The 13,546-nt window shown below is 68.8% G+C and carries 12 protein-coding genes; 5 read left to right on the plus strand and 7 right to left on the minus strand.

Going from position 1 to position 13,546, the window contains the following annotated elements; translation table 11 throughout:
* Positions 1–78 precede the first annotated feature (78 nt).
* The 4 genes from RPX00_RS05085 to RPX00_RS05100 all read left to right on the plus strand — a co-directional run bounded on the left by RPX00_RS05085 (position 79) and on the right by RPX00_RS05100 (position 5,131).
* The gene (locus RPX00_RS05085) at positions 79–1,260 is read left to right on the plus strand and encodes a TetR/AcrR family transcriptional regulator (RefSeq protein WP_406637944.1); all 1,182 of its coding nucleotides are present in this window, start codon (positions 79–81) and stop codon (positions 1,258–1,260) included.
* A 54-nt stretch (positions 1,261–1,314) separates the two neighbouring features.
* A complete protein-coding gene (locus RPX00_RS05090; RefSeq protein WP_406637946.1) occupies positions 1,315–2,523 on the plus strand; it encodes a low temperature requirement protein A in 1,209 nt (402 codons plus the stop codon).
* 72 nt (positions 2,524–2,595) lie between these two features.
* Entirely contained in the window at positions 2,596–3,891 is a 1,296-nt protein-coding gene (locus RPX00_RS05095; protein ID WP_406642770.1) for an acyl-CoA dehydrogenase family protein, read from the plus strand.
* Between the two features lie 28 nt (positions 3,892–3,919).
* Positions 3,920–5,131: an acyl-CoA dehydrogenase family protein gene (locus RPX00_RS05100; protein WP_406637948.1), complete on the plus strand. Its 1,212-nt coding sequence runs from the start codon at positions 3,920–3,922 to the stop codon at positions 5,129–5,131.
* A gap of 41 nt (positions 5,132–5,172) precedes the next feature.
* Here the strand turns inward: RPX00_RS05100 and RPX00_RS05105 are convergent, their stop codons facing one another.
* Positions 5,173–5,913, minus strand: a complete 741-nt coding sequence (locus RPX00_RS05105) for a hypothetical protein (RefSeq protein WP_406637950.1) — start codon at positions 5,911–5,913, stop codon at positions 5,173–5,175.
* 391 nt (positions 5,914–6,304) lie between these two features.
* The gene (locus RPX00_RS05110; protein ID WP_406637952.1) at positions 6,305–7,252 is read right to left on the minus strand and encodes an NADPH:quinone reductase; all 948 of its coding nucleotides are present in this window, start codon (positions 7,250–7,252) and stop codon (positions 6,305–6,307) included.
* Between the two features lie 97 nt (positions 7,253–7,349).
* Between RPX00_RS05110 and RPX00_RS05115 the strand changes: the two genes are divergently transcribed.
* Entirely contained in the window at positions 7,350–7,745 is a 396-nt protein-coding gene (locus tag RPX00_RS05115) for a hypothetical protein (protein ID WP_406637954.1), read from the plus strand.
* Here the strand turns inward: RPX00_RS05115 and RPX00_RS05120 are convergent.
* From RPX00_RS05120 to RPX00_RS05140, 5 genes are all read right to left on the minus strand, one after another.
* On the minus strand, positions 7,738–8,793 hold the full coding sequence (locus RPX00_RS05120; RefSeq protein ID WP_406637956.1) for an alpha/beta fold hydrolase: 1,056 nt from the start codon (positions 8,791–8,793) through the stop codon (positions 7,738–7,740). The genes RPX00_RS05115 and RPX00_RS05120 overlap by 8 nt on opposite strands.
* 102 nt (positions 8,794–8,895) lie before the next feature.
* Positions 8,896–9,762, minus strand: coding sequence for an SDR family oxidoreductase (locus RPX00_RS05125; RefSeq protein WP_406637958.1), 867 nt, complete (start codon positions 9,760–9,762; stop codon positions 8,896–8,898).
* 59 nt (positions 9,763–9,821) lie between these two features.
* Positions 9,822–10,331 (minus strand): GNAT family N-acetyltransferase, encoded by a 510-nt coding sequence (locus RPX00_RS05130; protein ID WP_406637960.1) that lies wholly within the window; start codon positions 10,329–10,331, stop codon positions 9,822–9,824.
* Between the two features lie 70 nt (positions 10,332–10,401).
* Entirely contained in the window at positions 10,402–11,559 is a 1,158-nt protein-coding gene (locus tag RPX00_RS05135) for an acyl-CoA dehydrogenase family protein (protein ID WP_406637962.1), read from the minus strand.
* A complete protein-coding gene (locus RPX00_RS05140) occupies positions 11,556–13,541 on the minus strand; it encodes an acetyl/propionyl/methylcrotonyl-CoA carboxylase subunit alpha (protein ID WP_406637964.1) in 1,986 nt (661 codons plus the stop codon). Before RPX00_RS05140 ends, RPX00_RS05135 begins: the two co-directional genes overlap by 4 nt.
* Between the last annotated feature and the right edge of the window lie 5 nt (positions 13,542–13,546).

Here is a 13,546-nt window from a genome sequence, read left to right on the forward strand (position 1 = left end):
GCCATTAACATAAGCCCGATGAACCCCATGGTGTCAATGGGTTGCCGTAGTTTCGATACGCGCTATGGTCAGTTCACCATGAGTACCACTCCCGCACGCGGCACGCGGCCTCGCGACCGCAAGGCCCAGCTCGCCGCCGTCGCGGCCGAGCTGTTTCGCGCGCGGGGGTTCCACGGGGTCGGCATCAACGACATCGCCGCGGCGGCTGGCGTGACCGGACCCGCGCTGTACCGGCATTTCGCCGACAAACAGGCGATCCTCGCCTACGTCGTGCTGGCCGGGATCGACGACATGGAGTCGGCCACCGCGGCCGCGCTCTCCGATTCCGCGCCGCCGCTTTCCCAGCTGAACTCCCTGCTCACCGGCCTCGCGACGCAGGCGGTCGAGCGCCGGGAGATCGCCGCGCTGTGGCGCTGGGAGGGTCCGCATCTGCCGCGCGAGCAGCGCCGGGAGATCCGCCGCCGGTCCGGCGCGGTGCTCGACGCGTGGACGAAAGCCCTGCTCACGCTGCGTCCGGAGCTGTCGGCGGACGAGGCTGAGCTGTTGTGCTGGGCCGCGCTGTCGGTGTTCGGAAGCGTCGCGGTGCACCACACGTCGGTGGCACGGAAACGCTTCGTGCCGCTGCTGGTCGAGCTGGCTCAGACGGTGCTCGAAGTCTCGCTGCCAGTTCCGGCCGAGCCCACGGCACCGGTCGCCAGCAGCCTCGGCACGCCGTCCCGCCGCGAGCAGGTGCTAACGGCCGCGACCAGCCTGTTCGCCGAACGCGGCTTCCACACGGTGAGCATGGAGGACATCGGCGCGGCGGCGGGCATCGCCGGGCCCAGCGTGTACCGGCACTTCCCCAGCAAGGCCGCGCTGATGGTCGCGATCGGGCACCGCGCCGCCGACCGGCTCGCGCTGGCCGCAGAGCAGGCGCTGCAGGCTCCGGACGAACGGGCCGCGCTGGGCCGGCTCGCTGCGTCGTATGTGCACATTCTGCTGCGCACGCCGGAGCTTCTGGTGTCGTTCACGGCGGACCGCGTGACCATGCCGGAGCGCGACAAAGCCGATCTGCGGCGGGTGCAGCGGGACTATGTGGATCAGTGGGTTTCCTTGCTGTGCGCGGTGTTTCCGGAGCTTCCGACACGGGAGGCGAGGATCCGGGTGCATGCCGCGCTGACCATCGCGAACGATCTGAGCCGGACCGGGCGGATCAAGAGCAGGCCGCAGCTGCAGACGGAACTGACGGCGGTGCTGCACGCGGTGCTCGGGCTTAGCTGAACGCTCTAGGCGAAACCGCCCCCGATCATTCCCCCATCCGTGTAAGCATCTGCCGTGCCCACGAGACGGTTGCATCTGGTACGCGCGGACGAAGGCCACCGCGTCACGACCATTGAGCTTTTCTTCGACCTGGTCTTCGTCTACGCCATCACGCAGACCACCGAGCTGATGGCCGGCCACCTGAGCCTGCTCGGCGTCGGCGAGGGACTGCTGGTGCTGATGGTGCTGTGGTGGTGCTGGTGCAGCTACGCGTGGCTCGGCACGACCATCCACGTCGACCACGGCATCGCGCGGCTGGCGATGTTCGGGGCGATGGCGGTGATGTTCCTCGTCGCGCTCGCCGTGCCACAGGCGCTGACCAACGAGCCAGGCGGGCTCGACGGGCCGTTGCTGTTCGTCGCCTGTTACGGCGTCGTGCGGTTGCTGCACATCGTCGCCTACCTCGGGGCCGCGCGGCACGACACCGAGCTGCGCGGGGTGCTGCTGCGGATGTTGCGCGGGCTGCTTCCCAGTCTGGCCTTGCTGGCCATCGCCGACGTCGTGGGCGGGCCCTGGCAGGTGGTGCTGTGGGTGGCCGCGCTGGCGGTCGACTACCTCAACGTCTACCTGTCCGGTCCGGCGGGCTGGCGGCTGCACTCGCCCGCGCACTTCGCCGAGCGGTTCGGGCTGATCGTGATCATCGCGCTGGGCGAATCGATCGTCGCGATCGGCATCGGGATCGGGCACGTGCCGATCACGTGGCTCGTCGCCGGGTCGGCGATCTGCGGGATCGCGCTCGCCGCCGGGATGTGGTGGACCTACTTCGACGTGGTCTCGCACGTCGCCGAGCGCAAGCTCGCCCGCGCCGAAGGCCTCGCCCGCACCAAGGTCGCCACCGACTCTTACACCTATTTGCACCTGCCGCTCATCGCCGGCATCGTGCTCGTGGCGCTCGGGTTGAAGAAGACGTTCCTCACCCTGTCCGACGGCGTGCACCACAGTCCGGCGGACGCGCTGCACGGCGTCGCGCTGTGGGCACTGACCGGCGGGCTCGCGCTGTATCTCGTCGCGCTCAGCTCGCTACGGCGGCGCAACCTCGGCAGCTGGAACCGGCAGCGGCTCGTGCTCGCGGTGGTGCTGCTCGCCCTTACCCCGCTGCTCGAACACGTGCCCGCGGCCTTGCTGCCGTTGATCGTCATGGCCTCGGTCCTGCTGCTCATCGCGTTCGAACGCACGGCGCTGGCCAGGCGGGTGACCCGGGCCGCACTGGCGGATTCCGCGTAGCCGCGTTAACCTACTCGTGAGTAGGTAACGCGAGGGAGATGCTGCATGGCTGCGCCAAGGAAACGAGACGCGATGGGCCTCGGCCTGGCCGCGCTCACCCGGTTGGCCGGGAGCAAAGCGATCGACCGGGTCGGGCTGCGCGGACCGGTGCAGAACCTGGTCAAGACGGGGACCCGGAGCGGTTTCCGCGCGGCGGGAGCCGCGACCAGGTCGTTCACCTCGGTCCAGCGGCTGGGCAAACCGGCCCGGCTGGCCAAGCCGGACGACCGCGGGCTGTTCGACCTGACGCCGGACGAGGACCAGCAGCTCATCGTCGAGACGGTCGGCGAATTCGCCGCCGAGCAGCTGCGCCCGGCCGCCGCGGACGCCGACGAGAAGCTCGCCGCGCCCGAAGGACTGCTGAGCCGCGCGGCCGAACTGGGCATCAGCCTCGTCGGGATTCCGGAGGAGCTGGGCGGCGCGGGCACCGAACGTTCGGTCGTCACGAACGCGCTGGTCGCGGAGGCGCTCGCGCACGGCGACCTCGGGCTGGCGGTGGCCGTGCTGGCCCCGTCGGCGGTGAGCACCGCGCTGGTCGCGTGGGGCGACGAGCAGCAGCAGGCCGATTACGTGCCCGCGTTCACCGGCGAGCAGGTGCCTGCCGCCGCGCTCGCGCTGCTGGAGCGGACGCCGCTGTTCGACCCGTTCAAGCCCGCCACCAAGGCGAAGCGCACTCCGAAGGGCTACCAGCTCGACGGCGTGAAGTCGCTCGTCCCGCGCGCGGCGGAGGCCGAGCTGTTCCTTGTCTCGGCCGATCTGGAAGGCCGCGGGCCGGCGCTGTTCCTCGTCGAATCGTCCAACGCGGGTGTGACGATCGAGTCCGAACCCGCGATGGGCCTGCGCGGCGCGGCCACCGGAAAGCTGCACCTGGAGAAGGTTTCGCTGCCCGCGGGCGCACTGCTCGGCGGTGGCAAGGCGGACGTTTTCACTGAGGTGGTACGGCTTTCGCGGCTCGGCTGGGCGGCGCTGGCCGCCGGTGTCGGCAAGGCGGTGCTGGACTACGTCGTGCCTTACGTGAACGAGCGCACCGCGTTCGGCGAGCCGATCAGCCACCGGCAGGCGGTCGCGTTCTCGGTGGCGGACATCGCGATCGAGCTGGAGGGCCTGCGCCTGGTCACGTTGCGCGCGGCTTCGCGGGCCGAGCAGGGCAAGGAATACGCGCGGGAAGCGGCTCTCGCCCGGAAGCTCGCGACGGACAAGGGCATGCAGATCGGCAACGCCGGCGTGCAGCTGCTGGGCGGGCACGGGTTCGTGAAGGAGCACCCGGTGGAGCGCTGGTACCGCGACCTGCGGGCGATCGGCGTGATGGAAGGCGTCGTCCTCCTCTGATCCTTTTCCTTGCTCCGAAAGGCAACTCATGATCAACCTGGAAGCTCCGAAGAAGGCCGGCGCGCTGATCAACCAGGCGTATCAGGCCGCGGCCGAGGTGTTCCGGCCGATCTCGCGCAAGTACGACCGCGCCGAGCACACCTATCCGTCCGAATTGGACATGTTCGCCGCACTGCTGGACGGCCTGAACTCCTCCGGCGAAGGCGGCGCGGGCGCGGCGGGCGTGCGCCGGTCCGGAAAGGACGAAGGCGACAAGGGAAACCGCAACGGCGCCAACCTGAACGTGGTGCTCGGCACGATCGAAATGTGCTGGGGCGACGTCGGCCTGCTGCTGTCGATGCCGCGCCAGGGCCTCGGCAACGCGGCGATCGGCTCCGTGGCGACCGACGAGCAGCTCGAGCGCTTCAAGGGCCTGTGGGCCGCGATGGCGATCACCGAACCCGGCTGCGGTTCGGACTCGGCCGCGATCACCACGACGGCCACCAAGGACGGCGACGACTACATCCTGAACGGCGAGAAGATCTTCGTGACGTCCGGCCAGCGCGCCGACGCCGTCGTGGTCTGGGCGACGCTGGACCGCACCAAGGGCCGCGCCGCGATCAAATCGTTCGTGGTGGAGAAGGGCACGCCCGGTTTCGAGGTCGTGCGCGTGGAACACAAACTGGGCATCCGCGCGTCCGACACCGCCGTGCTGCGCTTCGAAAACTGCCGCGTCCCAGCCGAAAACCTGTTGGGCACGCCGGAAATCGACACGGCCAAGGGTTTCGCCGGGGTCATGCAGACCTTCGACAACACCCGCCCGCTGGTAGCCGCCATGGCGATCGGCGTCGCCCGCGCGGCACTGGACGAAACCCGGCGCATCCTGACCGAGGCCGGCGTCGTCATCGACTACGACCGCCCGTCCTTGACGCAGCACGCCGCGGCCGCGACGTTCCTCCAACTGGAGGCGGACTACGAGGCGGCATACCTGCTGACGCTGGAGTCGGCGTGGATGGCCGACAACCGTCAGCCGAACTCGCTGCAGGCTTCCATGGCGAAGGCAAAGGCCGGCCGGACGGTGGTCGACGTGACGCTGAAGTGCGTCGAACTCGCCGGGGCGTATGGGTACACGGAGGAATCGCTGCTGGAGAAGTGGTCCCGGGATGCCAAGATCCTGGACATCTTCGAGGGTACGCAGCAGATCCAGCAGCTGATCGTGGCTCGACGGGTGCTGGGGAAGACCTCGGCGCAGCTGAAGTAGCTTGCCTGCTCGGCCCGCTTCCCGAAAGCGGGCCGAGCAGGCTATTCCAGCTGTTTCTTCCCCGTGGATTGCCCGAAGAAGTACCCGAGCACCAGCAGGAACGCGCTGGACAGCACCTGGTTGATCTCCACCGCGGCGAACATCGCGGCCACCACGGCCAGGCACATGATCAGCAGAATCGCCGCCCCGACATAGGTCGCGACGGATTCCTTGGCCAGGAAGTTCTGCCACACCTTGGCTTTTCGCTCGTATTTGTCGATTTCCGACGCCATCGCGGCGGCCTCGACCTCGGCGATCTTCCGGCTGGTCTCCTTCAGTTCACCGTCGATCTCGCCGGTTTTGCTCTCGAACTCGCCGAGCAGCCGGTGGAATTCCTCCTTCGTTCCGGCATCATCGACCCCGGACACCGCGTTTCTGAGTTTGCCGATCTCCTGTCCGACGGTCAATCCGTTGATCAGTTCGAGGATCTGCTCACGCCGCTCCAGCGAGAGCTTCAGAGCACTGCGATGGGCGTTCACCTTGCGGAGAGTGTCCGCGCACGCTTTCGTCCCGTTCTCCGCCGCCAGCGCTTCCTTGTGCAGCGCGAGTTTCTTCCGCTGGCGGACGATGACCGCGTCGAGCCGGACCAGCGACGAGCGGAGTTCGTCGACGGACTGCGTCTGCAGCGCGGAGATGTCGAGTCCGTTGTCGATGAACTCCAGCTCCATCCGCCGTCTCAGCCGGCCGTGCCGGTGGTCGGGTTCTTCGAACTCAACAACGCTGCTCTCTTCGGGAACGCTCATGGTATTTCCGTTTGGTCGAGTTGCGCAGCCGCTTGCTCACTGCGGGTCGCTCCCAGACGAGCGACTGTTGCGCACCGTTATCAGCCGTCGCCGTCCTGAACCCGAATCGTGACAACGACAGCGGCGGTACCGATTACTAAAAGTGCAACGTGAGCAGTAATTCACCATGGAAATCGCAGTGAAAGTGACGATGCGGAATGTTTTACTGATCGCGGCTATTGCCAAACGACGCGGGGTGCTGCTGCTCAACCCGGGCGGCGAGGCCCGGTGCCGAGCGAAAACGTGTTCGCCTCGCGCTTCGCGGCGACTCGAACCGGCCGAAGCGGAACAACGCGGTGAACGAGTTTCTCACTATCGGGAAGCGGCCCGCGGCGGACGTTTTCTGCGCGGCTTAGATCTCCAGCACGATCCGGCCTCGTGCCTCGCCTTCCTCCTGTGCCCGGTGCGCTTCGGCGGCCGCCTCGAGAGGAAGGCGGGCACCGATCCGGGGACGCAGGATTCCGGTGGACAGTCCGCGATTCACGACGCGAGCGGCGGCGCCCAGTGCGGCGACACCGGCGTTGCTGATGGCGAAACCGCGGATGCTGGCGTCGCGCGTGTACAACTCGCCGATGGGCAGGGTCGGCATCGACTGCATTCCGGCCATCGCCACGATGCGGCCGCCGCGGGCCAAAAGCGGGACCGCCGAGATCAGGTCGTGGCGGCCCGCGTTGTCCCACAACACATCCGCGGCCGGGAGCTTTTCGTAGAGATCCGGGTCGGCGTAGTCGAAAACCTCGTCCGCGCCGCATTCCCGGCACCATTCCGCGTCGGCGGCGCGGGCGGTCGCGATCACGCGCATTCCGGCGGTGGAAGCAAGTTGGACGACCGCGCTGCCGACGCCGCCGCCCGCGCCGAGCACCACGATCGTCTCGCCGTAGCCGGCGTCGGCGTGCTCGAAGAGGCCCAGATACGCGGTCGCGGCGGTGTGCAGGACGGCGACCGCGTCGTCGGAAACCCCGTCCGGCAAGGGATACAGCCGGTCGACCGGTACCGCGCAGTACTCGGAGAAGGAGCCCTGCCGTCCGTCGTGGCCGAGGCTGTTGCACCACACGCGATCGCCTGGCGCGAAGCGGTCGACTGGCGACGAGACGACCGTGCCCACCAGGTCCCGGCCGATGACGAACGGGAACGGGATATCGGTGTGGTACGCGCCGGACCGGACGAAGGTGTCGACGTGGTTCACCGCCACCGCGGAGACTTTCACCAGCACCTCGCGCGGGCCGGGAGAGGGATCAGGCAGCGGGCCGACCTTGATCTCGGAACTGCCGCCGAGGGACGTCACGTATGCAGCGATCACCAACTAACCGTACCGCCGGTTTTTCACCGGCTTCGCGCGGATATCGGATTGATCTCCGCCGGAGGAAAACGCGCGGAAATACCCTAATCTGCCCGGCATGACCGCTCCGGTGGCGCCGGCCGACCTCAAACAGGCCCGCATCTTCATGTGGATCCAGGTTGCGTTGAGCGCGATCGGACCCCTGCTGCTGGCCGGGGCGACCGGCGTTTCGCTGGCCGAGCTGATCAGCCTCGCCCAGCTCTACATCGCGATCACCTACGCGACGGCGATCGCGCTCGCGGTGTGCGCGGTCGTATTGCCGAAACGCCAGCAATGGGCCTACGTGACCGCCGCGGCCATCGAAGGACTGCTGGTGCTCAACAGCCTGATCACGCTGCTCAGCAAGGGCCTGCCCGGCATTCTGCCGCTGATTTTCGCTGGGCTGGCGCTGCGCGCGCTGCTCACCCGCGACGTCCGGACCTGGTTCTTCCCGCCGCAGCCTTCGGTCAGCTGATCCGCTCGTCCAGGAACTCGTCGAGGTAACGCCAGGTCGTGCCCCGGGCGCGGCGGCCGGTGAGCACGCCGAGGTGCCCGCCGGGCGCGGTGCGGAACCGGACCTCCGGCGCGTTCTCCAGCAGCTGCACCACGCGTTCCACCGACGCGCGCGGCGCGATGGTGTCGTTTTCGCCTGCCACCACCAGCATCGGCGTCTTCACGTCGGACAGACTGATCTTGCGCCCGTTCAGGTCGACGGTGCCCTCGGCGAGGTCGTTCGTGCGGAACAGCCGGTGGTACAGCTGGCCGAACGTGCGCCCGGGGTAGGCGTACATATTGCCCATGAAGTGGTCCACCGCCTCGATCTGCGCGAGATAGTCGCGGTCGTCGAGGTTTTTCAGGATCGCCAGCGGTTTCGTGATTTCCTTGGAGATCCCGGTGGCCCTGAACACCCGGGTGACCAAATAGGACGGTGCGCCGCCGAACACCCGGTACACCGGCGTGAGCAGATGCCCGCCGGTGAGGTCCACGAGCGGCCGGAACGGCGCGACGATCGGGATCGCGGTGAAATCGACCGGCGAGCCGACCGCGGTGATCGATTCGATCGGCAGGTCCGGCTGGTCCGCGCTCACCAGCATCGAGAAGATCCCGCCGAGCGACCACGACACCAGGTGCACGCCCTGTCCGCCGGCGTCCTGGCTGACCTTGCGGATCGCCCTCGGCAGCACCTCGTCGATCCAGTGCTCGATGCCGAGCCGGCGGTCGGAGAACGCGACCATGCCGTAGTCCACGAGGTAGGTGGGCCGGCCGGCCTCCACCAGGTGCTCGATGAGGCTGCAGCCGCGGCGCAGGTCGAAGCACAGCGCGGGCGCGGCCAGCGGCGGCACCAGCAGCACCGGCGGGCCGGAGGTCTTGGCCGCGCCGTGCGTCATCCGGTAGACCGAGCGGTTGGGGCCCTGGTCGATCAGCACCCTCGGCATCGGCCGCAGATCGGCGACCCCACCTTGGAACACCTTGCCCACGACGTTGGCCGCCGCGGCAGCCAACCGGGCCGGTGGGGAAACCATTCAGCGCCTCCTGGAACTCGTCGTCTGCGGGCATCTTGCCGTGCGCGCGGGCGCGGCATCAACACGCCACTCCCGCAAGCACCCGGCAAGCGCACGTCCACATCAGACGCTCCCACCAGGCGGGACGGCCGACGGCGCGCTCCGGGCGGCCCGGTCCTCGTACTCGGCGCGCTCGGGCGAATGCGCGGCGGACGCCAGCAGTTGGTCGCCGCCGAGCGCGCGGACCAGCCATTCGCCGAACGCGCGCGGGAACAGCCGGGTGATCCGGCCGGTCAGATCGAGCGATTTCGGCACGAAAACGTCGAACTTCGGCCGCTCCAGCGCGTCGACGATCGCCGCCGCGACGTCTTCCGGCCCGACGGACTTGATGAACCGCGCTTCGCCCAGCCCGGAGGCGAGTTCCGTGCGCACCACCGCGGGCATCACGCACGACACCTCGACGCCGGTGCCGCGCAGCTCCAGCCGCACCGCCTCGGACAGCCCGACCACAGCGTGTTTCGTAGCGCAGTACGTCGCCGCCCCGGCGAATCCGGACTTTCCGGCCATCGACGCCACGTTCACGATGTGCCCGCGGCCGCGCGGCTTCATCCGCTTGACGGCCTCGCGGGTGCCGTGCACGACCGCGTGCACGTTGATCTCCAGCAGCCGCCGCGTGGCCGCGTCGTCCTCCTCGTCCAGCGGCGAGAGCGGCATGATGCCGGCGTTGTTGATCAGCACGTCGATCGGCCCGGCGGTGCGTTCGACGTCGTCCAGGAACGCGGTGAAGGCGGCCGTGTCGGTGACGTCCAGCGGTGCCGCGACCACGTCCGGCCCCAGTTCACCAGCGGTTTTCTCGGCGCGGACCCGGTCGAGGTCGCCGAGCACGAGCAGGGCTCCGCGCCGGTGCAGCGCGGCGGCGGTGGCCGCCCCGATGCCCTGCGCGCCGCCCGTGACGACGACGACCTTCCCGGAGAGCGACTGCCTGGCCATGGCGGACTCCTCCTCTATTGACATCAAGCCAATATCGTCCTCCGGGGCAGGCCGGGCCGCTATCCCCCAACCCGTTGCTCCAGGACCTGGCCGAGCCAGCCGTCGACGGTGAACTGCTCGGTCGGCGTGAAGCCCTGGCGCTGGTAGTAGCGCGGCAGGTCGCCGTCGCCGCCCGCCCAGCAGTCGACGCGCACGAGGTCGACCCCGCGCCGTTTCGCCTCGTCCATCGCGTGCTCCAGCAGCCGCGAGCCGACCCGGTGCCCGGTGAACCGGCGGGACGTGATGAGCAGCCGCACGTACAGCTCGGGCTCGTCGACCTTCGGGGCGTACGGCATCGCCTGTCCGAGGATCAGCGCGCCCGCGGGTTTTCCGTCGATCTCGGCTATCCGTAACTCCGGATCGGCCGCGTACTCGCGCACCCGCTCGACCCGTTTCGGGTTGGTGCTCCACGGCTCGGTGCCCCACTGGCCCGCGCTGCCGCGCGCGACCAGCCACTCGACGGCCTCGTCGAAAAACCCCAGTAGAACGTCTGCGTCTCCGGCGACCCCAGGCCGGATGGTGAACTCCATGACCCCACAATAGGGATCTTCGAAGCAGCGCCGCCGGGACTCCGCCCGGACGCCCCGGCGGCGCTGGGTCTCAGGCGCCGACCCCGAGGTGGCGCGCGATGAGCATCCGCTGGACCTCGCTGGTGCCCTCGCCGATTTCCAGGATCTTCGCGTCGCGGTAGAACCGGCTGACCGGGAATTCGTTCATGAAGCCGTATCCGCCGAAGATCTGCGTCGCGTCGCGGGCGTTGTCCATCGCCGCGTTCGACGCGACCAGTTTCGCGATCGACGCTTCCTTCTTGAACGGTTCGCCGCGCAGCATCTTCGAAGCCGCCTGGTAATACGCCAGTCGGGCGGTGTGCGCGCGCACTTCCATGTCCGCGATTTTGAACTGAATCGCCTGGTACTCGCCGATCCGGTGACCGAACGCGACGCGGTCCTTCGCGTACTTCAGGCATTCGTCCACGCAGCCCTGCGCGAGACCGACGCTCAGCGCGGCGATCGCCACCCGTCCCTCGTCCAAAATGGACAGGAACTGGGCATAGCCGCGACCGCGCTTGCCGACCAGGTTCTCGGCGGGCACCCGGACGTCCGAAAAGGACAGTTCGTGGGTGTCCGAGCAGTTCCAGCCGACCTTCGAGTACTTCGGGGCCACCGCGAAGCCCGGCGTGCCGGACGGGACGATGATCGCCGAGATCTCCTTGCGGCCGTTCTCCATCACGTCGGTGACCGCGGTGACCGTGACCAGCCGGGTGATGTCGGTGCCAGAGTTGGTGATGAACGCCTTGCTGCCGTTGATGACCCACTCGTCGCCGTCGAGCCGGGCGCGCGTGCGGGTGGCCCCCGCGTCCGAGCCGCCGCCGGGTTCGGTGAGGCCGAATCCGCCGAGCGCCTCGGCGGTGGTCAGCATCGGCAGCCAGGTTTCCTTCTGCTCCTGGGTGCCGAAGCGGTAGATCGGCATCGCGCCGAGCGAAACCCCCGCCTCCAGCGTGATCGCGACCGAGGAATCGACCCGCGCCAGCTCCTCCAGCGCGAGGCACAGCGCGAAGTAATCCCCGCCCATGCCGCCGAATTCTTCGGGGAACGGCAGGCCGAACAGGCCCATCTCGCCCATCTTCGCGACCAGCTGGTACGGGAATTCCTCCTTCTCGTACAGCGGGCCGATCACCGGCGCGACCTCCGCCTGCGCGAAGTCCTCGACCGTCTTGCGAAGCGATTCGTATTCCTCGTCCAGCCGGAAGTCGATCACTGCTTCTCCTCTGCTGCGCTCACCACGGCCAGCGTCTCGTCGAGCGCGACCTGCTGGCCGACCCGCACGGAAAGCTCGGTCACCACACCGTCGATCGGCGCGGTCACGGTGTGTTCCATCTTCATCGCCTCGACGACGAGCAGCGGCGTCCCCGCGCTCACCACGTCGCCTTCGGCGGCCTTCACCACCAGCACCGTTCCCGGCATTGGGCTCTTCACCGGACCAGCGCCCGCCGCCTCGCCCCGCGAGGACAACGTGAACTCCTGGTCGGCGAACGCGAACGACTGGCCTTCACGAGCCAGCCACACTGTCCGTTGTGGACCATCAGCGCAGCGATACCGCTCGACGCCGTTCGCCCGGCGCACTTCGAGCAGGTCGCCTTCTCGGCGGGCGGAAACGCGCACCGGCTCGGCGTCGTCCACTCGCACCGTCGCGTCCGACGGCGTGCCCTCGACGCGTACCACAGCTTGGTTTTCCCCGGTACGCAACCGGAAAGTGACCCCACCGGGTCCGCTGAGCCGCCAGCCGCTCGGGATGTCCCACGGGTCCACGATCGCGCCCGTCGGCTGCAGCGAGATCAGCCGATCCATGGCCGCGGCGACGAAAAACTCCGCCGGGACGTCGGAGGAGACCAATTCGGACAGTCGCCGGTCCACCAGTTCGGTGTCCAGCCGTCCGGCGCGGACGTCCTCGTCGGCGAGCAACCCGCGCAGGAACGCGATGTTCGTGCCGAGGCCGAGCAACGCGGTGTCGGCCAGCGCCCGGTCCAGCTTCTGCAGCGCCGACGCGCGGTCCGGGCCGTGCGCGATGATCTTCGCCAGCATCGGATCGTAGTTCGACCCGACCACCGCGCCGACCGACATCCATGAGTCCACCCGCACGCCGTCGCCGGAGGGCTCGTGCACGGCCAGCACCGTGCCGCCGGTCGGGATGAAGCCGCGCGCCGGATCCTCGGCGTAGACCCGGGCCTCGACCGCGTGCCCGTCGAGGCGCACGTCGTCCTGCGTCAGGCCGAGTGGCTCCCCTGCCGCCACCCGCACCTGCCAGGACACCAGGTCGAGGCCGGTCACCATCTCCGTGACCGGGTGCTCCACCTGCAGCCGGGTGTTCATCTCCATGAAGAAGAACTCGTCCGGATTGTGCGCGGACATGATGAACTCGACCGTGCCCGCACCGACGTACCCGACCGACCGCGCGGCTTCCGCGGCCGCCGCGCCCATCTTCGCCCGGGTGGCCTCGTCCAGCAGCACCGACGGCGCTTCTTCGATGATCTTCTGGTGCCGCCGCTGCAGGCTGCACTCACGTTCGCCGAGGTGCAGCACGGTGCCGTGGGTGTCGGCGAGCACCTGGATCTCGATGTGCCTTGGTGTGGTGACGAATCGCTCCATCAGCAGCGTGTCGTCGCCGAAGGAACTCTTCGCTTCCCGGCGCGCGGATTCGACCGCAGCGGCCAATTCGGACTCTTCGTGCACCAGGCGCATGCCCTTGCCGCCGCCGCCCGCGGACGGCTTCAGCAGCAGCGGATAGCCGACCTTCGCCGCGGCTTCGGCGAACCCGCCCTCCGGAATGTCCACATCGGACGCACCCGGTACCACCGGCACGCCGGCCGCGGACACCGTGGCCTTCGCCCGGATCTTGTCGCCCATCTTGTCGATCGCTTCCGGCGGCGGCCCGATGAACACCAGCCCGGCCTCCGCACAGGCACGCGCGAACGCGGTGTTCTCGGCAAGGAAGCCGTACCCGGGATGCACCGCCTGCGCGCCAGTTTCCTTGGCTGCCGCGATGATCGCCGGAATCGACAGGTAGCTCTTCGCCGCCTCGGCCGGGCCGAGGCGCACCGCGGTGTCCGCCTCGCGCACGTGCCGGGCATCGGCGTCCGCGTCGCTGTACACCGCGACCGAACGGATCCCGAGCGCACGCAGGGACCGGATTACGCGAACCGCGATCTCACCGCGGTTGGCGACCAGAACAGTCTCGAACACGCTCA

This window comes from Amycolatopsis sp. WGS_07, assembly GCF_045278895.1.
Lineage (GTDB): Bacteria > Actinomycetota > Actinomycetes > Mycobacteriales > Pseudonocardiaceae > Amycolatopsis.

Excerpts from the sequence above, each read along its gene's own strand:
- RPX00_RS05085 (WP_406637944.1), top strand. The coding sequence starts at position 79 with ATGAGTACCACTCCCGCACGCGGCACGCGGCCTCGCGACCGCAAGGCC.
- RPX00_RS05095 (WP_406642770.1), top strand. The coding sequence starts at position 2,596 with ATGGGCCTCGGCCTGGCCGCGCTCACCCGGTTGGCCGGGAGCAAAGCG.
- RPX00_RS05100 (WP_406637948.1), top strand. The coding sequence starts at position 3,920 with ATGATCAACCTGGAAGCTCCGAAGAAGGCCGGCGCGCTGATCAACCAG.
- RPX00_RS05105 (WP_406637950.1), bottom strand. The coding sequence starts at position 5,913 with ATGAGCGTTCCCGAAGAGAGCAGCGTTGTTGAGTTCGAAGAACCCGAC.
- RPX00_RS05115 (WP_406637954.1), top strand. The coding sequence starts at position 7,350 with ATGACCGCTCCGGTGGCGCCGGCCGACCTCAAACAGGCCCGCATCTTC.
- RPX00_RS05120 (WP_406637956.1), bottom strand. The coding sequence starts at position 8,793 with ATGGTTTCCCCACCGGCCCGGTTGGCTGCCGCGGCGGCCAACGTCGTG.
- RPX00_RS05125 (WP_406637958.1), bottom strand. The coding sequence starts at position 9,762 with ATGGCCAGGCAGTCGCTCTCCGGGAAGGTCGTCGTCGTCACGGGCGGC.
- RPX00_RS05130 (WP_406637960.1), bottom strand. The coding sequence starts at position 10,331 with ATGGAGTTCACCATCCGGCCTGGGGTCGCCGGAGACGCAGACGTTCTA.